This window comes from Treponema sp. TIM-1, assembly GCF_046533115.1.
GTDB lineage: Bacteria > Spirochaetota > Spirochaetia > Treponematales > Breznakiellaceae > JAIRMO01.
In genome coordinates, this window is record NZ_JAJQRC010000030.1 from 1 (window position 1) to 19,089 (window position 19,089).

General features: G+C 51.9%; 19 protein-coding genes. 6 read left to right on the forward strand and 13 right to left on the reverse strand.

Annotated elements, in window-relative coordinates:
• Positions 1 to 166, reverse strand: a 166-nt coding sequence (locus LQZ21_RS10770; protein ID WP_411044368.1) for a transposase, incomplete at its 3' end; no start/stop codon positions are given.
• 55 nt (positions 167 to 221) lie between these two features.
• Here LQZ21_RS10770 and LQZ21_RS10775 point away from each other — a divergent pair.
• The gene (locus tag LQZ21_RS10775) at positions 222 to 698 is read left to right on the forward strand and encodes a hypothetical protein (RefSeq protein ID WP_411044340.1); all 477 of its coding nucleotides are present in this window, start codon (positions 222 to 224) and stop codon (positions 696 to 698) included.
• Between the two features lie 185 nt (positions 699 to 883).
• Here LQZ21_RS10775 and LQZ21_RS10780 read toward each other — a convergent pair whose 3' ends face one another.
• The 3 genes from LQZ21_RS10780 to LQZ21_RS10790 form a co-directional block, all read right to left on the reverse strand.
• Complete coding sequence (locus LQZ21_RS10780; RefSeq protein ID WP_411044341.1) at positions 884 to 1,516, reverse strand: rhomboid family intramembrane serine protease; 633 nt, start codon at positions 1,514 to 1,516, stop codon at positions 884 to 886.
• Between the two features lie 236 nt (positions 1,517 to 1,752).
• Positions 1,753 to 2,745 (reverse strand): tRNA dihydrouridine synthase DusB, encoded by a 993-nt coding sequence (dusB, locus tag LQZ21_RS10785; RefSeq protein WP_411044342.1) that lies wholly within the window; start codon positions 2,743 to 2,745, stop codon positions 1,753 to 1,755.
• Positions 2,746 to 2,766: 21 nt separating this feature from the next.
• The gene (locus tag LQZ21_RS10790; RefSeq protein WP_411044369.1) at positions 2,767 to 3,543 is read right to left on the reverse strand and encodes a TatD family hydrolase; all 777 of its coding nucleotides are present in this window, start codon (positions 3,541 to 3,543) and stop codon (positions 2,767 to 2,769) included.
• Between the two features lie 219 nt (positions 3,544 to 3,762).
• Here LQZ21_RS10790 and LQZ21_RS10795 point away from each other — a divergent pair, with 219 nt between their 5' ends.
• Both LQZ21_RS10795 and LQZ21_RS10800 read left to right on the forward strand, forming a co-directional pair.
• Positions 3,763 to 3,936 carry a response regulator transcription factor gene (locus LQZ21_RS10795; RefSeq protein ID WP_411044343.1) on the forward strand — a complete coding sequence of 58 codons (174 nt, stop codon included), beginning with the start codon at positions 3,763 to 3,765 and terminating at the stop codon, positions 3,934 to 3,936.
• Positions 3,937 to 3,947: 11 nt separating this feature from the next.
• Positions 3,948 to 4,244, forward strand: coding sequence for a response regulator (locus tag LQZ21_RS10800; RefSeq protein WP_411044344.1), 297 nt, complete (start codon positions 3,948 to 3,950; stop codon positions 4,242 to 4,244).
• Between the two features lie 15 nt (positions 4,245 to 4,259).
• On the opposite strand, the gene LQZ21_RS10805 is transcribed toward LQZ21_RS10800, so the two are convergent.
• Genes LQZ21_RS10805 through LQZ21_RS10815 form a run of 3 tightly spaced genes read right to left on the reverse strand, consistent with a single transcriptional unit; the run spans position 4,260 to position 8,597 of the window.
• Positions 4,260 to 5,708 (reverse strand): TrkH family potassium uptake protein, encoded by a 1,449-nt coding sequence (locus LQZ21_RS10805; RefSeq protein WP_411044345.1) that lies wholly within the window; start codon positions 5,706 to 5,708, stop codon positions 4,260 to 4,262.
• Positions 5,709 to 5,736: 28 nt separating this feature from the next.
• Entirely contained in the window at positions 5,737 to 7,191 is a 1,455-nt protein-coding gene (locus LQZ21_RS10810) for a TrkH family potassium uptake protein (protein WP_411044346.1), read from the reverse strand.
• Positions 7,188 to 8,597, reverse strand: coding sequence for a Trk system potassium transport protein TrkA (locus LQZ21_RS10815; protein WP_411044347.1), 1,410 nt, complete (start codon positions 8,595 to 8,597; stop codon positions 7,188 to 7,190). The genes LQZ21_RS10810 and LQZ21_RS10815 overlap by 4 nt, the downstream gene beginning before the upstream one ends.
• A 352-nt stretch (positions 8,598 to 8,949) precedes the next feature.
• Between LQZ21_RS10815 and LQZ21_RS10820 the strand changes: the two genes are divergently transcribed.
• Together LQZ21_RS10820 and LQZ21_RS10825 are read left to right on the forward strand one after the other, a co-directional pair.
• Positions 8,950 to 9,789 carry a DnaJ domain-containing protein gene (locus tag LQZ21_RS10820; RefSeq protein ID WP_411044348.1) on the forward strand — a complete coding sequence of 280 codons (840 nt, stop codon included), beginning with the start codon at positions 8,950 to 8,952 and terminating at the stop codon, positions 9,787 to 9,789.
• The gene (locus tag LQZ21_RS10825; protein WP_411044349.1) at positions 9,783 to 10,772 is read left to right on the forward strand and encodes a hypothetical protein; all 990 of its coding nucleotides are present in this window, start codon (positions 9,783 to 9,785) and stop codon (positions 10,770 to 10,772) included. Before LQZ21_RS10820 ends, LQZ21_RS10825 begins: the two co-directional genes overlap by 7 nt.
• Positions 10,773 to 10,801: 29 nt before the next feature.
• On the opposite strand, the gene aroA is transcribed toward LQZ21_RS10825, so the two are convergent.
• Together aroA and LQZ21_RS10835 are read right to left on the reverse strand one after the other, a co-directional pair.
• Positions 10,802 to 12,142: a 3-phosphoshikimate 1-carboxyvinyltransferase gene (gene aroA, locus LQZ21_RS10830; RefSeq protein WP_411044350.1), complete on the reverse strand. Its 1,341-nt coding sequence runs from the start codon at positions 12,140 to 12,142 to the stop codon at positions 10,802 to 10,804.
• Entirely contained in the window at positions 12,143 to 13,999 is a 1,857-nt protein-coding gene (locus LQZ21_RS10835; RefSeq protein ID WP_411044351.1) for a methyl-accepting chemotaxis protein, read from the reverse strand.
• Between the two features lie 197 nt (positions 14,000 to 14,196).
• Between LQZ21_RS10835 and LQZ21_RS10840 the strand changes: the two genes are divergently transcribed.
• On the forward strand, positions 14,197 to 15,852 hold the full coding sequence (locus tag LQZ21_RS10840; protein ID WP_411044352.1) for a hypothetical protein: 1,656 nt from the start codon (positions 14,197 to 14,199) through the stop codon (positions 15,850 to 15,852).
• A gap of 57 nt (positions 15,853 to 15,909) precedes the next feature.
• Here LQZ21_RS10840 and LQZ21_RS10845 read toward each other — a convergent pair whose 3' ends face one another.
• Genes LQZ21_RS10845 through LQZ21_RS10860 form a run of 4 tightly spaced genes read right to left on the reverse strand, consistent with a single transcriptional unit; the run spans position 15,910 to position 18,950 of the window.
• Positions 15,910 to 16,185, reverse strand: a complete 276-nt coding sequence (locus tag LQZ21_RS10845; protein WP_411044353.1) for an Asp23/Gls24 family envelope stress response protein — start codon at positions 16,183 to 16,185, stop codon at positions 15,910 to 15,912.
• The gene (gene lspA / locus LQZ21_RS10850) at positions 16,182 to 16,718 is read right to left on the reverse strand and encodes a signal peptidase II (protein WP_411044354.1); all 537 of its coding nucleotides are present in this window, start codon (positions 16,716 to 16,718) and stop codon (positions 16,182 to 16,184) included. The genes LQZ21_RS10845 and lspA overlap by 4 nt, the downstream gene beginning before the upstream one ends.
• Before the next feature lie 34 nt (positions 16,719 to 16,752).
• Positions 16,753 to 17,514: a Nif3-like dinuclear metal center hexameric protein gene (locus LQZ21_RS10855; RefSeq protein ID WP_411044355.1), complete on the reverse strand. Its 762-nt coding sequence runs from the start codon at positions 17,512 to 17,514 to the stop codon at positions 16,753 to 16,755.
• Entirely contained in the window at positions 17,511 to 18,950 is a 1,440-nt protein-coding gene (locus LQZ21_RS10860) for a hypothetical protein (RefSeq protein ID WP_411044356.1), read from the reverse strand. Before LQZ21_RS10860 ends, LQZ21_RS10855 begins: the two co-directional genes overlap by 4 nt.
• Positions 18,951 to 19,089 lie beyond the last annotated feature (139 nt).

Consider the following 19,089-nt stretch of genomic DNA (forward strand, 5'->3'; position numbering starts at 1 on the left):
CTATTTCCAGAAATTTTATTTCATACCTTATCTCTATCCCTTGACATATTTCCTTGAGTCTTTCGTCAACCTCTTTCGTTATTACCTCTCGTCGGTACTTTGCTGGACATACTATATGATACATGATTATGCTTACATTGTGTTCCTTTCGTATAATCTTACTCATACCTTCATTATACTGCTGTTTTCAGCCGGAGCAAGCTCCGGGGTATTAAACCGTATTGGCTTCGCCAATAAAGCAGCATGATATTGAACTTGGTACAAAACTTGATGGAACCTGGAAACAGGTTGATGGTACTTCTATAATTACATTCAATGATCGGTATTTCGAAATTATTAATATGGAACTCGGAATTGCGGGATATGGGACAATTAAGCCTGATAGATCTAATAGATTAATAATTGATGCTCCATATATTTTGTATTTGAATGAAAGTTCAACAATAGAAGACAGAAAAACTAAAGAATTTCAAGAGAAAGCATGGGTAGAATATCATAAAAAACATCCCGAGGCAATGGCTGAAATATTTAAAGAACATCCTGGTGGAAGTATTACTTTTGCAATATATGAAATTCCATATAATTATACTCTTGATAAAAATATATTGAATCTTCAAAGGAAATTCATTTCTACTGGCGGCGATTCATCTACTCCGCTTGTAAATAAATCCTTTGAAGGACAATTTATAAGACAGTAAACTATTCTTTCCATGTTACTATACTAATTAATTATGGGAAAGAATAGTGCAAGCGCAGAATACTTTTATCAGCGGTGCAATGACGTTCTAATGAAACGTTCGTGTTTTTCGTGTCGTTCGTGGTTAATTTTCTTCTCTACCTGGGACCCTTGCGTAATATGAGTAATTACGGTACTGGTTAACTACTATTCCCGGTTGGTTAACGCTTTCCAGGGGTTTATGCCAAACCGGGCGAGAAAGTACAGCCACCCAAAGGCGAAGCCCGCCAGATGGGTAAAATGGGCAACCCCGGAGCGGAAACCGAAAAATGAAGAAACCAGTTCCAAAACGGTAAAACCCAACACCATGACCGGGGCCCGCATGGGCAGGATACCCCAGATAAAAATCACCGCATTGGGGAAAAAGGCCGCATAGGCCAGCTGCACCGCGAAAATAGCCCCGGAAGCGCCTACCAGACGGACCACATAGGCGCCGGTGACCCAATATACCCCAAAGGAAAAGACCCCCGCCAAGATTCCGGTCAAGAGGTAATACAGAAGGAATTCCCTGCTCCCCATACGGCGCTCAACCTGGGTGCCGAAAATAAACAGCGCGAGCATATTAAACAACAGATGCGTGAGCCCTCCATGGGCAAACATATAGGTAACAAACTGCCAAATCCAGCCATTCACAATCGCGAGGGGTATCATCGCCAAATAATCCGAGAGATACCGGCCCGCAAATACCTGCTGCGCCAAAAACACCAAAATATTTATACCAATCAAAAAGAGGGTTACATTATCGTACCGGTAACGAAAGGGACGCCTTAAAAAACTCATATCTTAACCATACGCGGATTAGGGAATCTAGGCAAGAGCGGTACCTGAGCAGACAGGACAAAATAAGAAATTCACCACAAAGGCGCAAAGTAGACCGCTGCGCGGTCAATTAAATGAGAAAAAGAAGAAAGAAAGAAAAATTAAGAATGAAAAGGGAGAGTGAAGGAACAGGCGTTCTTCCTTATTCCTTATTCGCCTTCTGCGCCTTTGTGGTCGAATTCTCTTTCTTCCATGTGTCAGGGTACCAGGGGTTTAAGGATTTCCCGGTAGTCACCGATGGTTTCGGCGTGAACCAGCCGGTTTCTTACCGCGGCGGCGCCCACGCAGCCCTTGGTATAGGCGCAGAACTGCTTCCGCATTTCCCTGCAAGCCGTCCCTTCCCCTTTTTCCCCGGCGAGGAGGAGCAGCTGGTTAAAGGCCGTTTTGAGCCGTTCCGCCGGTTCCGGGGGCCGCCAGGAGCCGTTGAGCAAAAGGGACTTGGCGGCGGAAAAGATGAAGGGGTTCCCCATGGCGCCCCGGGCGAACATCACCGCGGAGCAGCCCGTCTCCCGGAGCATCCGTTCCGCGTCCTCCGGCGTAAACAGATCCCCCGAGCCTGCCACGGGCAGGTCAATCCGGGAAACCAGGTCGGCGATAAGGGACCAGTCGCTTTTCCCCGCATAGCCCTGGGCCCTAGTCCGGGGGTGAAGGCATACCAGGGCGGCCCCCGCATCCGCGGCGATCCGGGCGCAGGTCCGGTAGGTCAATTCCCCGGCCGCCCAGCCGGAACGGAGCTTTACCGTAACCGGAACATCCCCCAGGGCTTCCCGGGAGGCGCGGACCACGGCCTGAACGATTCGGCCCAAGGCATCGGGGTCAGACATCAGGGCGGAACCGGCCCCGGTTTTTACCACCTTGGGGACCGGACATCCGGCGTTGATATCCACCACATCCGGATGATAGGGGGCCAGGAGGAGCGCCGCCCGGTACATCACCTCAGGATTAGAGCCGAAAAGCTGGATGGCGTACTGTTCTTCGTTTTCCCCCCTGCCCAGGAGGGCCGCGCATGCGGTTTTTGCCGTGTTCCGCGTCAAGGCCTCGGAGGACACCAGCTCGGTATAGGTAAAATCCGCCCCCTGCTCAATACAGACTGAGCGGAAAGCCCGGTCCGTGTACCCCGCCACCGGCGCCAAAAAGAGGTTGCCCCCCAGGGTCAGGGAACCGATGGTTATCGGGTGGTATAAGCCCATAACCAGTCTTTTTCCTGCCGGCTACTCGTTGGGCAGCCCAAATAAGCGGTTTGAATTTTCCCAAAGGGCCGCGGCCAGCTCCACCTCGTCTATTTCCAGCATATCCGCCAAGAAACCGGCGGTTAAGGGAAGGTATTTCGGCATATTCCGTTTCCCCCTATAATCCGCGGGAACCATGAAGGGACTTTCAGACTCAATGAGGATACGATCCAGGGGAAGAACCGCTATGGTTTCATGGAGGTTCCGGGCATTCCGATAGGTCAAATTCCCGGCAAAAGAGAAATACAGGTTCAGATCCAAGGCTTTCCGGGCATATTCGGCGTCTTCGGAATAACAGTGGAGTACCCCTCCCTTGGGGGGAAGCCGGTCCCGGAGTATATCCAACACATCGTGTCCCGCGTCCCGGTTGTGGATTATCACCGGCATATTGAGTTTGGTAGCCAGATCAAGCTGGGTAATAAACAACTCTATCTGGGATTTTTTATCCCCGAATTTACGGTAATAATCCAGGCCTATCTCGCCCACCGCCACGACCCGGGGAAGCTGGGCCCCCTGTTCTATGGTTTGGATCCAATCTTTCCCGGGACTTTGCACCTCCGAAGGGGATACCCCCACCGCATGGTATACATTTGAAGCGGATTTAAGATTTTCATATATCTTAGCGAAATCATGAAGGCTATTACATATCGAAACCAACCGGGAAACCGATACTTGGCGGGCCTCCTGAATAACAATGAGTTGTTCAATAGGGTCATCACATATAAGCCCTATATGGGCATGAGTATCAAAATACTGCATGGCTTTGTCCAAAAGAAAGGATACCAATTTTTCTAAACTGGTTTCTTAATAGTATAACATAGATTTTCATAAGCGTCAATAAAAAGAAAAAAAAATGCGGATAATTTCGAATAATCGTGTTTTTCGGCACTTGAGGTTTTGAAATAAGTATATCTTCTTACAAAATTTTGAATTTTTTCTGGTATATTGGTACTATTTGGCCGATAAACAAAATAATTTATGATAAAAATAGTAATGATTGACAGCCAGGAGCTATCCCGGCAGGGAATGGAATTATTTTTATCGCCCCATAATGATTTTAAAATCATTGGTTATGGAAAAGACGACTATGAAGCCATTAAACTGACGGCAGAACTGCACCCCGATGTGGTTTTGATGGATACCGGCCGTTAATCGACGGGACCATGGTCGTCCCCCTCATAAAATATCGATCCCCGGCTACTTCGGTTATTATTATAACGGATTTTAGTAATGATGCCTATTTTCAACGGGCAATTTGCAGCGGAGTCACCGGATATTTAGTAAAAGAAGCGGATATTGATTCGTTGCGAAGGGTCCATACCCCGGCCGCTTGCGGCGGGGTTGTTGATTATTTAGCCGTGATGATACGGACCGTATATAAGGGCGGTTGTTTTTTATCCCCCAAAATAAGCGCCCGGCTATTCACCGTTCAGGCCATAGCCCAGGGCCTTGCAATATAGGGCTGCTGCGGGTTTTTATAGATGCTTCCAGTATTCCGGACTGAAAAGGATAAATACCGTCCATAATTCAAGCCTTCCCGCGATCATTACCAAAGAAAAAAGCCATTTTATATGTTCCGGAAAGGCCCCATAATAAGCGGAAGGGCCTACCGCGCCGAACCCGATACCCACATTTCCGGTCACGGCCAGGGCAGCGCAAAAGGAAGAAAAAATATCGGTTCCCGATGCGGCGGTGATCAGGGTAACCACGGCAACCACCGTCATATAGAGAAAAATGAAGCCCGCCACTCCGTAGACCACATCCTTCCGGCCTACTTTCCGGTTAAGCCGGACACTAAAAATGCCCCGGGGATAGATGGCCCGCCGCAGTTCATTCCCCGCCTGCTTAAAAAGGACCAAATGCCGCACCACCTTGACCCCCCCGGCCGTGGAAGAAGAACAGCCCCCGATAAACATGAGGCCGAAAAGGACGGTCTGCGCCAGGGCCGGCCAGGTTTCATAGTCGGTAATGGGGCTCCCGGTGGTGGAAAGGATAGAAGCGGTCTGATACGCGGCGTACCTGAGGGCGGAACCCACCGAGCCGTAGACCGGTATCAGGGTGAGGGCGATTATTCCCGCAGCGATCATAAAAATGATAATATAGGCCCGTAATTCGGAATTGGAACTTACGTCCCGGATCTTTCCCCGGAAAAGGCGGTAATAGAGGTTAAAATTAATCCCCGCCAGGAGCATAAAAACCGTGGTGATCCCGTCAATAAAGCCGGAGTTATAAAAACGGAAACCGTCATTTTTGGTACTAACCCCCCCGGAGGCGGTAACCACAAAGGCATGGCAGAGGGCATCGAACCAGTCCATCCCCCCCAGAAGGTACAACCCGGTCAGCGCCGCGGTAAGACCACCATATACCAGCCAGAGGATCTTGGCGGTGGCGGTAATCTTGGGGGTAATCTTCTCCTTTTCCGGGCCCGGGGTCTCGGCTTTGATAAGCTGGAACCCCCCGACCCCCAAGAGCGGCATCAGGGCCACGGTAAGCAGGATTATCCCCATGCCGCCAAACCAGTGGGTCATACTCCGCCAGAAAAGCAGAGACCGGGGCAGGGCTTCAACATCGAGGATGGTGGTTCCCCCGGTAGTGGCAAAGCCGCAGGTGCTTTCAAAAAACGCATCGGTAAAGCTGATGCCCGTTCCCGCCAGATAATAGGGGATGGCCCCCATAAGGCTTATCAGGAGCCAGATGAGGGTCACCAGAAAAAACCCGTTCCGGGTACTGAACCGGAGGGGTATTTTTTTCCGGGAAAACAGGGAGGGGATGGCGGCGGCCAGGGCAAGCCCCATGGTAAACGCAAAGGCCCGGATCATGATGATCTCTTTGAAGGCCAGGGCCATAATAAACGAGGGCAGCATAATCAGGGCCAGGATACCCAGGAGGAAAAACAGGATACGGAAAAACATAAAAACTTTCATGACCGAACCAAACTTTTCATGGATTTACTTACCAGCCCCATTGCCGCCAATAATCCCGGGAGAAAAAAACAAAGGCGGTCCACAATTCCAGCCTCCCGGCGATCATCACCAGGGAAAGGACCCCTTTTACATACCCCGGTAACCCGTCGAAGATCGCCCCGGGCCCTGCCGCTCCAAGACCCAGGCCGATATTCCCCAAGGTAATGAGGGCGATATTCAGGGAAGAAAATATATCCACCCCGGCGGAACTGACAATCAGGGCGGCGATCAGGACCACCAACAGGTAGAGGAACACAAAGCCCGCCACCCCGTATACCACGTCCTTTCGCCCCACCTTTTTGTTCAACCGTATGGTGAACACCCCCTTGGGGTAGAGGAACCGCTTCATCTCATTCCCCGCCTGTTTACCAAGGACCAGCATCCGCACCACCTTGATCCCCCCGGCGGTGGACCCCGAACAGCCCCCGATAAACATGAGGAAAAAGAGGACCCCCTGGGCCGCCGGGGGCCAGGCATTATGATCCGCCGCGGCAAAACCGGTGGTGGTAAGGACAGAGGCCGTGTGAAAAAAGGCCTTCCCCACGGCTTCCCCGGGGGAAGCTGATCCGGGAATAAGCGCAAGGGCAATGACGCCTACGGAAACCAGGATTACCCCCCCGTATGCCTTGGCCTCGCTGTTATTAAGGATATCCCGGTACTTGCCCTGGAACAAGCGGTATAAAAGGACGAAGTTGAACCCCGCCAAGAGCATAAAAACCGTACAAACCCCCTCGATCCAGGGGGAATTATAGGCGGCGATGCTGTCGTTCCGGATGCTGAACCCCCCGGAGGCTACGGTGGCAAAGGAATGGGTTACCGCGCCAAACCAATCCATGCCGCCGGCCCAGAGGAGCAGGCTCTCCAGGGCCGTGAGGATCAGGTAAAGAAACCAGAGGATCTTGGCGGTCTCCGTAATTTTGGGGGTGATCTTCTCCTTTTCGGGCCCGGTGGTCTCGGCCTTTACCAGCTGGAACCCCCCTATCCCCAGGAGGGGGAGCAGGGCCACGGTTAACACCACGATCCCCATGCCCCCCAGCCAGTGGGTCATGGCCCGCCAGAAAAGCAGGGACCGGGGCATGATCTCCACATCGGCGATCACCGTGGCCCCGGTGGTGGTAAACCCCGAAACGCTTTCAAAAACCGCGTCGGCCCACCGGGGAATATGGCCGGAGAGGTAATAGGGGACCGCCCCCAAAAGGCATATCAGGACCCAGGCAAAAAAAACCAGCAGAAACCCGTCGGAGGCGCTGAAACGAATCGGCTGTTTCCGGGTGAGGATCGCCACGGGCAGGACCGGGATGAGGACCGCCATCATGGGCGCCATAAAGGGCCGGATCAGGTCCCCCTCACCATAAACCACGGCCAGCGCCAGGGGAATAACCATGGTCAGGGAGAACACCCCCAAGAGCAGCAGCAGAACCCGGAGAATCACGACCCGTCTCATGGGGAAACGCCGAAGATCCGCTCGATTTCCATTTCGCCGCTGTTTTTCGCGATCAGGACGATCCGGTCCCCCCGCCTAAAAATATAGTCCCCCCGGGGAATAAAGGCCCCCCCTTCGCGGTTAACCAGCATCACGAGGCCCCCGGTGGGGAGGCTGAAATCCGTGATAGGGGTGTCCGCCACCGCCGCGCTGGGACCTATCTCAATTTCGATAATATCAATGCTGCCGTCCCCGATACGGTGGACCCCCTTCACGCCGCCGCCCATGAGGTGGGAGAGGATGGAATCAACCACCACCGACTTCATGGGGATCACCACATCCACCCCGAGCTGCCGGGCTATGGCCGCATACCCCGAACCGGTAACCATGGCTATCGCCCGGCTGACCCCCCGGGATTTAAGGTAAATCGCGGCGATCATGTTCAATTCCTGGTCATTGGTGGCGGTGACGATCAAATCCAGGTCGTCGATCCGTTCCTCGGCGACAAAGCTTTCGTCGGAAATGTCCTCGTTGAGGATCAACGCCTGGGGAAAACGGGCGGCCAAGTCCTTGCAGAGACTATAATCCTCCTCAATAATGATAACCCGGCGGCGATTTTTGGGGATCAGGGATTTTAGCAGGGAAAAAAAGGCCGGCGCCTGCTTCTCCGATTCCTGCCCCAGAAGTCCCTCGGCGATGAGCGCCCCCATCCGGCCGCCGCCCACGATGCCTATTTTCCGCAGGGGTTTTTCGGAACCGCCGGCAAGGTTAAAAATGGCATCCATCTCCTTTTCTTTGGCGAGGATATGAACCCGGTCTCCCGCGGCAATGACCGTGGCGCCCGTGGGAAGGATACTCTCCCCCTCCCGTTCCACCAGGGTAACCAGGCTTTCCCCCTTGACCAGGCTGCGGAAATCGTTAAGTTGGAAGCCGTCAAAGGCGCTTCCCCGGGCAATATCTATGGATCCCAGCTCGTAGGGGGTATCGGCAAAGGCCAGCACATCCCCCATAGCGCCGTGTTCAATGGCGCTTAATACCGACCGGGAAGCCTCCACATCGGGATGGACAAAAAAATCGATCCCCAAAATACGTTCCCCGGAACGGTTCAGCCTGACATAATCGTCGTTCCGTACCCGGGCGATTTTGAGTAAATCGGGATACCGGGAGGCAGCCAAACCGCAGATGATCATATTAACCTCATCGGAATCGGTAACACAAACCAGGGCATCGGCCCGGGCAATACCGGCTTCTTCCAGGGCGTTGATACTGTTCCCCTCGTCCTGGAGTACCAGACAATCCAGCCGGTTGGAGGCATGCCGGGCCCGTTCCTCATTGGCTTCAATCAGGGATACATCGTGTTTTTCCTGTATAAGATACCGGGCGACCTGGGTACCTACCATACCCGCCCCCACAATAACGATACGCATGATCCTTGTCTATTATATGAAGCTTTTCTAAAATGTCAAATTACCCCGAAGCCTTCCCCAAACCATGCTATACCGACCTTCCCAAAGGGTAAAACCGGCAATAACCGGGAAAAACGATAGGTTCCTTTCCGTGGCGTGCTTTATGCGCCTTGCCGCTTACCATCCTTATGCGGCGCTTGGCACACGGTTAAACCGCGGATCCGATTTTTTACGTTTTTTTTAAATTTTTTGGGAAAAAATTGGATTTTTTAACCAAAATGTGATATAATTCATCTCTGTCCCAAGGCCGGTTATATTATGGACAGACTTTAAATACCTTTAACTATTAAACAAACCTATGGAGGATCCATCCGTGTCACCATTAGATTATTATAGTGTCCTGGGTGTTAAAAAAAATGCAACAAAAGCCGAGATAAAAAGCGCTTATCGTAAGCTTGCCATGCTGCTGCATCCCGATAAGCATGGCGGATCAAAATTTGCCGAAAAAAAGTTTAAGGATGTTCAAACCGCCTATGAATTCCTTATTGATGATGCTAAAAGAGCCGCTTTTGATGCGGAAAACGCCTATGCTGAAAATACATCTCAAAATGATTATTCCGCATACTATTCCATGCAGGATGATTATTCCACGCGAGATTATGAATACGGGTCCGCGCAATACAATAATTCCGGAATAAATTCAAAAGGCGCTCATGGGCTTGGTATATTTATCGGCATAATCATTGCGGTCTTTCTTATTGCAGGTGCATATAACACCCATGGAACTAAATATGAAACTAAAACAGACGTTTTAAGCCCGATTGCACATGAACTTGCATTAAAATTGGACAGCCGGGCATTTTATGGATCCGACCAAAACAATGACATTAAATCGTATTATTTTATACCTATTGCCGCAAACGAATTGCAGGCAGCGAAAAACCATGTATCAAAACTTTCCTCCGGTAAAACAATTAAGCAGGCATCCGCATCTTTTAAAAACAGTGACGATGGCGTTGTAAAAGCCCGCAGCGGCGGATATAAAGCAAACTATGGTGTTCTATTATTTGTCGAAAACGATATGATATCGTGCAGAATAGGCGCAGTAGCAGGCGCTTCCAATCAAACTAATTATAACTATGTTCCGGACCGTCCTCTGGATACATCTTCCAAAAAAGATATAGAAGATTATTTAAGGAAGCGCGGATGGTAAGAAAAGCGCTGCTTTTGCTGTTATTTTTACCCTCTGCCGCGGTTTTTGCCGATGAATACGATTATGCGCGTATTGGGCAGCGAATTGCACAGGAGATATACAGCCGGACAATTTATGATTACGAGTATAGAGAAAAAAATGTTGGAAACAAAGTTGGCCGGGCTCCACAGGAAAGCCCCGATCCCTATCCGCGTAAAATATGTACTGGATTTGCACTGGAGTTTTTTGAATATTTTAACCGGGAAATGAAAAATCGTAATTTGTATCCCGGCAGTGTGCGTGCAATTATTAATGATATTCCGGGCCACTGGAAGAATATTATTATTGATAACATAAATAAAAAAGCATTTACTATTGAACCGCAAAATGGAGAAGTCGAAGTTATAAATTATGATCGGCTGCCTACAAAACCCGGTGATATGTATTACAGCGGCAGCACCGGTAATATACTTATCGCCCGGGGAATTCCTGCACCGGGGCCGCGGCCGCGACCGCAGCCAGAGCCGTCGCCACAACCGGAACCACCGCCACAACCGGAACCGCCGCAGCCCGCACCGGTATTACCTCCTTATCCTGCTTATAATTATGAAGTAAATGTTTTCTGGTTGGCAAATTTGGGTATGCCTTTAGGGGATACGTCAAATCTGTTTTCCGAAGGCTTTGGCGCTTCTTTAGGTATTGCCGCAATGACTAATACTATTGCTACTTTGGGCATATTTGATTATGCCCGGTATGATTCTAAACATGAGTTGGCATTGAGCTGTCTGCTTGGATATAATTTCTTTAACCGGATTGGATTTTACGGCGGCGGTGGCGTTGGTTTTAATTGGCAGGAGGACGAATCACCCGGTTTTACATTCAAAGTGGAAGGCGCCGCGATAGTCTTTATTACAGATAACCTATTTGTAGATTGCATCTTTTCATGGGGCGGTATATTAGATACGGCGCTTTTTGTCGGCGCGGGATTTAGGATGGCGGATTGATGGAGGATCCTCTATTTCCCCTCCCCCGGTTAATTTTCTGTACCTAACAATTCCCAAAACCCCGGGTAGGTAACCGCCGCGCTTTCCGCCCCTGCTATTTCCACCGGACCCGCGGCGCCCAGGGCCGCCGTGGCCAGGGCCATAACCACCCGGTGATCCCCCCGGCCATCCACCACTCCGCCCGTAAGGGGGGCGCCGGTCCCCCGGACGACCAGCCCGTCGGGGGCTTCTTCGCACAAGACCCCCAGGCGCCCCAATTCCCGGGCCATAACCGCAATCCGGTCGGTCTCCTTGATCCGGGCATGGGCCACATTGACCAGGGCGGTGGTCCCTTCCGCATAACTTGCCACCGCCGCCAGGGCAGGGAGCAGGTCCGGGGTGGCGTTTAGATCGAAGGTCCCCCCCCGCAGCGGTCCGTTTCGGGACACGGTGAGGAGCCAGCCGTTCTCCGGCGGCTCTTTCGTCCAGGTTATGGTACAGCCCATACAGGAGAGCATATCGAAAAAAGCCTTATCCCCCTGGGGGTCCCCCGGATCCAGGCCGAGGAGGCTCACCGGCCCCCCGGTAATGGCGGCGGCCGCCGCGGGAAAGGCCGCGGAGGAAAAGTCCCCCGGAACCGGGCCGTTTAGGGGCCGGTAGCGCCCTCCCCCGGGGATACGGAAAAAGGAAAAATCCTCCTTTCCTTCGTAGGGGATATCCTGGGCCGTTAGGTACGAAAGGGTCAGTTCGATATAGGGTTTTTCGTTGAGGAGGGGTACGTCAATTTCGGTAAGGGTCCCCGCCGGGGCCAGGGGAGCCGCCAGGAGCAGCGCCGAAAGATATTGACTGGTCGGACAGGGAAGATCTACCCGGCCGCCCCTCCAGGGGCCCTCCACGGTTATGGGGGTACAACCGTTTTCGGAACTAACCGTTGCCCCCAGCCCTGCCAGGGCGTCCAAAAGCGGGCCGGCCCCGCGCCGGGCTATTTGCTCGTCCCCGGTAAAGGTTACCGGGGACGTTCCTAAGGCGGCGGCAGCCAGGGCGAGAAAAAGGGTGGTACCGGAATTCCCCACGTCACAGGACCGCGCCGGAAAGGCCCCCTTATTGTTCCCTGCGCCGATGCCCCGGACCGTCCAGCGCCTGAGCCGTGCCCCTTCCCCATCCGGGGGATTGGCACAAAGGCTGTCGGCGGAACGCTCCTCGGCGATCTCCGCCCCCAGGGCCCGGCATACGGCAACGCAGGAACGGGCGTCCAGGGAATCCAGGGGATAGAAGAGCTCCGAAACTCCCTCCCCCAGGGCCGCCATGAGCAGCCGCCGGATGGTGTGGGACTTGGAAGCCGGAACGCGGAGAAGGCGGGAAAACCGATGGGGAGTAATGACCATCTGCATTTAAACGATGAAACCCTGCACAATAGCCGTTATATTTTCTATGGCGGACATGGTGTTGTCCGCCATGGCGGAAACCTGTTCCGCGTTTTGGTTTATCCGGATGATGCTTTCCGTCACCTCCTCCAAATTATCGGCAATTTCCGTTGAATCCGTGCGGAGACGGTTTATATGCTCAAGCATAACGGCGTTTCCCTGTTTCATATCCCTGGAACCGGTTTCAACCGTCGTGGTGGTCTCGTTCATCTTCTTGAGGGCGTCCAGCACCTGCCCGGCCCCCTCCTGCTGTTCCCTGGTGGCCTGGTCAACCTCAAATACCAGCTTTTCGGTTTCGCCTACCCGCTCTAACACATGATTAAAGGCCTGCTCCGAAGCGTCGGAACCGGTTACAATGTGCTTAATGGTTTCGATAACCTGCTTGAGTTCCGTACTGATCCTTTGGGATTCCCGGGAGGAGTCCTCCGCCAGCTTCCGTATTTCATCGGCTACCACCGCGAAACCCCGGCCGGCATCCCCCGCATGAGCCGCCTCAATAGCCGCGTTCATGGCCAGCAAATTCGTCTGGGCCGCGATACCGGCAATGATCTTATTGGCCTCCTGCAAGGTCTTGGATTCTTCCACCACTTCCTGAACCTTGCCTGTGCTTTCCTTCTGAATAGCTTGACCCGCAGAAGCCGCCTCGTGAACGGTTCTGAACTGGTTGAGCATTTTTTGTACCACGCCTCCGATGGACGCGATGTTTCCCACCATTTCTTCCACCGCGCTGGAGGCCCGGCTGATACTGTTCGATTGTTCTTCGATGGAATCATCCAGGTGTTCGATATTCAGGGCTATCCGCTGCATTTCCCCGGAAGATTCTTCGGCCTGCCGCAGTTGATTCCGGGCCTTTTCCCGCACCTGTTCAATCCCCCCGGAGATCTTCGATATTGACTGGGCCATGTCCGCGGCGTTATTTTTCATTTCAATACTGGAAGCGGAAAGCTGCTGCTGTCCGTTTTTTATCTCCCGCATCCCCGTTCCGACGGTGTTACTAAAACTATTCATCATCCCGGCGATGGTCCCCAGTTCATCCACCGAACAAACAGAGACCCGCTTGGTCAAATCCTTTTCTTCGGAAGAAAGGTTCTCAAGCTGAACCACCACCGAATTAAAGAGGAAGCCCAGATTTCTTTTCAATATCGAAGCCAAAAATACGATACAGAAAAAAATCGCCCCCAGCAGGACAAACAACAGTACCCAGGAGGAACGGTTGAGCTCTGCCAGGGAAAATCCCGATTCGGTAAAAGCGAGGATGGTTATGGAAAAAGAAAAAAGAATGGTAATGATGGCTACCGCCAAAGGAACAATCAGAATTTTAAGCCCCTGACGATGCTCCCGAAGGTCCCGGGGATATAGCATGAGGTTATAGGAGACCATGGCCCTTGAAACCAGCCCATCGGCTATGATATAGATAAAGGTACTCATCATCATGCCCGCGGAAAGGACGGTCATAAAAAGGGGCGCCTGCTCCGCCGGCAGGCCGGCGTGTTCCCCCTGGATAAAGATCGCCCCCAAAAAGACCAGGAGCATGATAACCGATAAACCTATCGCCTTAATGGGAACTGCGCCGATGCTTTTTAACGCCTTGGTATAGACATCCCCGGAGGCCCTGAACCCTTCCTCGTTAAAGGCGGCCCCGTAACGGCAGAGAACCAGACTCGCAAGAACCCCATAGATCAGGGCGGGAAGCCCAATCCGTAGTGCCATCTGCGGGATCGCGGCGGAATCGGCGCGGAAAATATAGATAATAACCACTATCACTACCGCAGAAAACAGGCTGCAGACAGTTGCCGCAATTGAATACTTGATTCGTTGGTTCAAAACAACCTCCTCAACCCAAACTAACGGAGCGGATTGCAAAGCGTGGATTTCTTCTGAAATTTAACCGAGAATAGTATGGGGATTTTTATCCCCTTCTGCAAGCCCTTTACCGCTTACTCCCGGGTACCGGTACGGAGAACTTCTGGGGACGAGGCGAAAACCTTGACAGGCGGATAGAAATTTCATATACCTATAGTATGGTTCAAGATAATAACGTTCAGGGAGAACCGGATCCTGAAATTACCGGATTGCTTGGAACTGCCGTAAGCTCACCCCCGTCTGACACCATGGTTCCTGATTATGGTTCATCTTTTGACGGTTCCTCGGACGAAGACAGTCAGGACAATGGTTCTGACGAGTCAACGGTGGATCTTCAGATAACCGGGTTCCCCGAAATAATCAAACAGTTTGAAGAACAACCTCACACTGTGTTCGATAATCCCAATTATTATAAAACCGCGTTGTATAATGAGGGGAATGCCCAGCGGGTTCATACGATCCTGCAAAAATATATTAATTCCAAAGATATCAAGGATCGGGGAGTTTTCAGGCAGCAGCTTACCACCGCCTATTGGGATTTTTTAGCCGGAGTCTCCCGGAGGACGACGGAAAAAATACCGGATCCCAAAAGATACCTGCTCCGTTTCAGTATTTTGCATCCCACCTTTATCGATGCCGAAACCCGGGCTTTTTTTGCCAAAGTGATAGTGGAAAATGAACTTGCCCAGCCCATTTACTATTTGGATGAATGGTTTAAATTAGTAGGCAATGGGACCATCAGAATTTCCACCACCGATGAGGTCCAGGTGGTCAGGAGCAATTCCCAGGTCCAACTACAGCAGCTTTTGGATAAAGCCAAGGGTAAACTTGAGGGCGCCCGGGGTCTTATCAAGGCAAAAGACGTGGAGCGATCCAACCTTGAAAACGCCCTGACAGAACGGATCCATCTTATTATGGAGCATTTTCCCCTGGAGGGACTGCCGGAAATACGCGCCGGTTATAGCGACAGCCAAAAACGGGTCTTTGGTGAAATCCAGGAACTGCTAAAAAATATGCTCAAATCCGACCGGGATCTGAATAGTTTTTCCAAGGATTTTTTCCAGGCCGAAGAGGATGTCCATATCCTGCAGGAAAAGCTTGCGGAAGAACGGGACAGAACCGGCGCGGACGTTCAGGCGGTGGATACCGAATTCGGCACGATCCGGCAAATGGCAAAGATGACCATAGGCCGGCAGGGCAACCATTTCCCTATTTTAACGCGGGAGTATTTCCACTGCACCCCCAATGACGTGGGCTTTCGGGAGAATGTCATCACCCAATTAACCCGGATAGAGAGCATCGACCCCGAAGCGTTTTTCCGGTCCTACAAAAATAGGGTTACCCGGATAGCTCCCTTTGTAATACTTATCCCCTGTTACGGGGATACGGGGATATGCTGGGAGCCCTTTGATCGGTTCAACCGGGCAACCAGCCGGGGCCGTATCGCGGTCCCCATGTACCCCAAAAATCTCACCACCGCCCTGCTTTCCGCGGTGGCGGATCTGCGCTGGCAGGTTGCCAAGGAAAAGGCTTCATATTATTGGATGGAAGAGGGCCTTACCGGCAATTATTACCAATGGTTCTCCGCGCGCAAGCTCAAGGGTGATTTAAAGGATTATTTTATTGAAGACTACATCACCTGGATGACGAAAGAAAGCGAGGGAATCCAAAAATTGGATAAAGAAGTCCGGGGTATTTTTTGGCGGTATATGCCCTTTGCCCAGCCGGTTAAGGAAAAACTAAAAAACCGCAGCTTTGTCTATCAGGACCTTTATCAACGGGATATTAACCGGGCCATGTCCGATGGGTATTAATGGAATTTGTTCGGAAACTTCAGTTTCCGGACAACGCGGTTAAAAAAACCCGGCCCCTCATTTTCTCCGCTTGCCGAAAATTGGATCAAAATACTTATCCGCATCTACCCGCTTAAAGAGCAGTTTAAGAATTATCCGGTAGATGATAAAGGACAAAACAATGGCCCCGATAAAGATGATGGGAAAACTCCACGCCGCGGCGTCCGGGGGCAGCCGGGGGGCAAGCAGCCAGGCAAACAAGACAAAAAGCGCCATAAAGCAGACAATGGTAACCAAAATATTAAAAACCGTGGCGCCCAATATGAAAAGAAGGGTATTGGTTTTTTTACTCATCCTTTATTTCCCTCTTTAGGATCTTTAATCACCAGAATGGAGATCAATAAAATAATACAACTCACCACCACACTGGCATCGGCGATATTAAACGTCGGCCACCGGGTAAGCCCAAAGAGTCCGTAAAATTTTACGCTGATAAAATCGACCACCCCGTCCGGCCGGCATATCCGGTCTATCAGATTACCGAGCCCCCCGCCGATAATTCCCGCCAAAACCCACCGCTGAAGCCTGGTAATCTCCGTGGATTTAAAATAATACCAGACAAGCCCCCCCAGTAACACCAGGGGGACGATGATAAAGAGCGCCGGCTTAATAAAATCAGGCAGGGAATTCCCCAGACTAAAGGCAATGGCCCGGTTCCGGACATGGTAGATCCATAAAATATCATTGTTAAAAACATCTTTGATAAAAACACCCCGCCCGTTGTCGGGCCAATTTTTTACAATAAACGATTTTACCCCCTGATCCGCCAGGATAATAAAGGCGGTCAATAGAAAGGGCAATGCTTTGCTTTTGGTTAACCATTTCATCTTTTACTCCGATTTTGTCTCGCGGCGTTCGGATTTATAACCCGGTGGGGACATCAATAAATTCGGTTTCTATCTGCAGTTCCGCCGCGCAGCGTTCCATGACCCGCCGGACCCCCCATACTTCGGTGGAATAGTGTCCCCCCGCTATCATATTAAGCTGCCCCTCCAGAACCGCATGATACACCGAATGGGAAGTCTCCCCGGTAACATACAGATCGATCCCTTCCGCCAGGGCTTCCAGGGCCTCCTCCGGGGCTCCCCCGGAAACCACCGCGGCGGTACGGTTTTCTCCGGGACCAAAGGGATAGACCCCCAGGGGGGGCCGGTTCATAAAGGTCATCCGTTTTACCGCTTCCTCTATGGATAAGGGCTGCGTCAAGATACCTTTATAACCTATTTTATGGCCGTGATACAAGCCGAAGGGAAGGGGATCCGCTATGCCTAATAGTTCCGCCAGGACGGCGTTGTTGCCCACCTGGGGGTGTTGATCCAGGGGTAAATGCACAGCATAGAGGGCGATGTTGTGATCCAAAAGGAATTGAATCCGCTGCCGGTGGCCGCCCTGAAGCCTGAGGGGGCTTCCCCAAAAAAGGCCATGATGGACAAAAAGCAGCCCGGCCCCGGCCTCCGCGGTCCGTTTAAAGGTCTCCAAACCAGCGTCAACGGCAAAGGCGATCTTTTCAAGCTCCCCCCCGTCATTATCCACCTGTAAACCATTAAGAGAAGGATCGGCGGCGCTAAAACCTTCAAGATCCAGAAGATCCCTGAACCAGGCATCCGCCTTTTTGGTAGTCATAGTTCCAGTATACCCCGGGGATTATGGAAATTCCAAGCCCCGCCGGTTTCAAGCTCAATGTCTTTTTCCAAATTTTCCCGCCGGGGCACTACCGGGGAGTTTTCCAAAAACAGGACCGCGAAATTGGTCACCAGCGCCGCGGTTTCTTTTACAAAATTCCTTCTTTTCAACAGGCTTAAGTTTTGGCCGGGGAATAATACCCGATAAAAGGGAAATTTGTCCGGGATGTCGGAATAGTCCAGGATGCCGGCCCCGGGGATAGCGGCGAGGGCCGCCGGCTCCCGGGAACCCTGAAGCACCCGCACTATGGCGGCGTAACGGCCCTCCCGGTAACGGGGATCCCGGACCTTGTCGGAAACCAGGTAAAGCGCCGGGACCTCTGGGCGGGGAATTACCCCCAGGCCGGTTATTTTAAGGGGTTTCCACCGGGAAAACCACCGGACAATTCCGGCCAAAAAGGAACGAAGCCGGAAACCGTCCTCACCGGCGGCCGGGGGCGGCGGCTCCTCTCCGGTAAAGGCCGAAAAAATCGGGCCTTCTATGGCGATTATCCCCTTTACCCCGGGATTGGTCCGGTTAAAGCCCGGGGAAGCGGCCAGTTGGGTCAAGGCGCCGCCCCCGGTACCGTACCCGGCAATAAAAATATTGCCGGTATCAAGGCCGGCAAAAGCCGAATCTCCCCGGTGGCCCGCTTGAATATACGAAAGCAGAAACCGTATCTCTTTTATCTGTTCCGCTTCCAATGCCCTGCCGGCGGCATTAGCCGGTACCGAGCTAACCCCCCAGGTATGCATACGGAAAAGCCGGTAAACCGCGGGGATGGATATGCCGCCGCCTTCCCCGCTTTGATCAACCCTAAGCCGGGAGTAACTTATCACCATAAAGCCCCGCTCCCAAAGCTCCTGGCATATCCGGTCGATAACGGAAACCGAACCGGCAACCGGAGGGACCAGCAGCATCAGGGGCCGCTGGGCGCCGTCCGAATCCCGGTTATCCCCGGCGCCGTAGATCCGCAGCATAAATTCGGTATTTTCCGGAAGATTATAGACCTTCCGGGTATATACCCCCTCGCTCACCAGGTCGGCCCCCTGAACCGGGGCAAAAAAAAGGGCGATTCCCGCAGCGGGGATAAGTAAAACCATGGCCGCGATGGCAAAGGCCGGGCTTTTTTCCGGAATTATATCCAGGGGGGAATGTTTTAGTACGGTAAAAACCGGCGAAATATAGGTCAGGGTTAAAAAAAAGGTATACCCCAGCAGGGGAATACACTCCGGCCGGAACCCGTAGGCAGGAAAAATAGCGATGCTTATACCGAAACTTATGGGGGGAAGAAAAAATAATCCTTCTATGCTTTCCAGCTTGATAAAAAAAGGCCTGAGCAGCGGCAGCATAATCAAAAAGACGATAAGCCCTTCGATAATCCGCAATTCTCCCATGGTTCCTCCGAAAAATTGATCCCCCTATTCCCCGAACCGGTCCTCATTAATGATATACCGCAATGGGGTTTTAATCTACTCACGGACTCCGAGAGAAAGAAGCACGAATCTCACGAATAAAGGAGAGAATTTAACCACG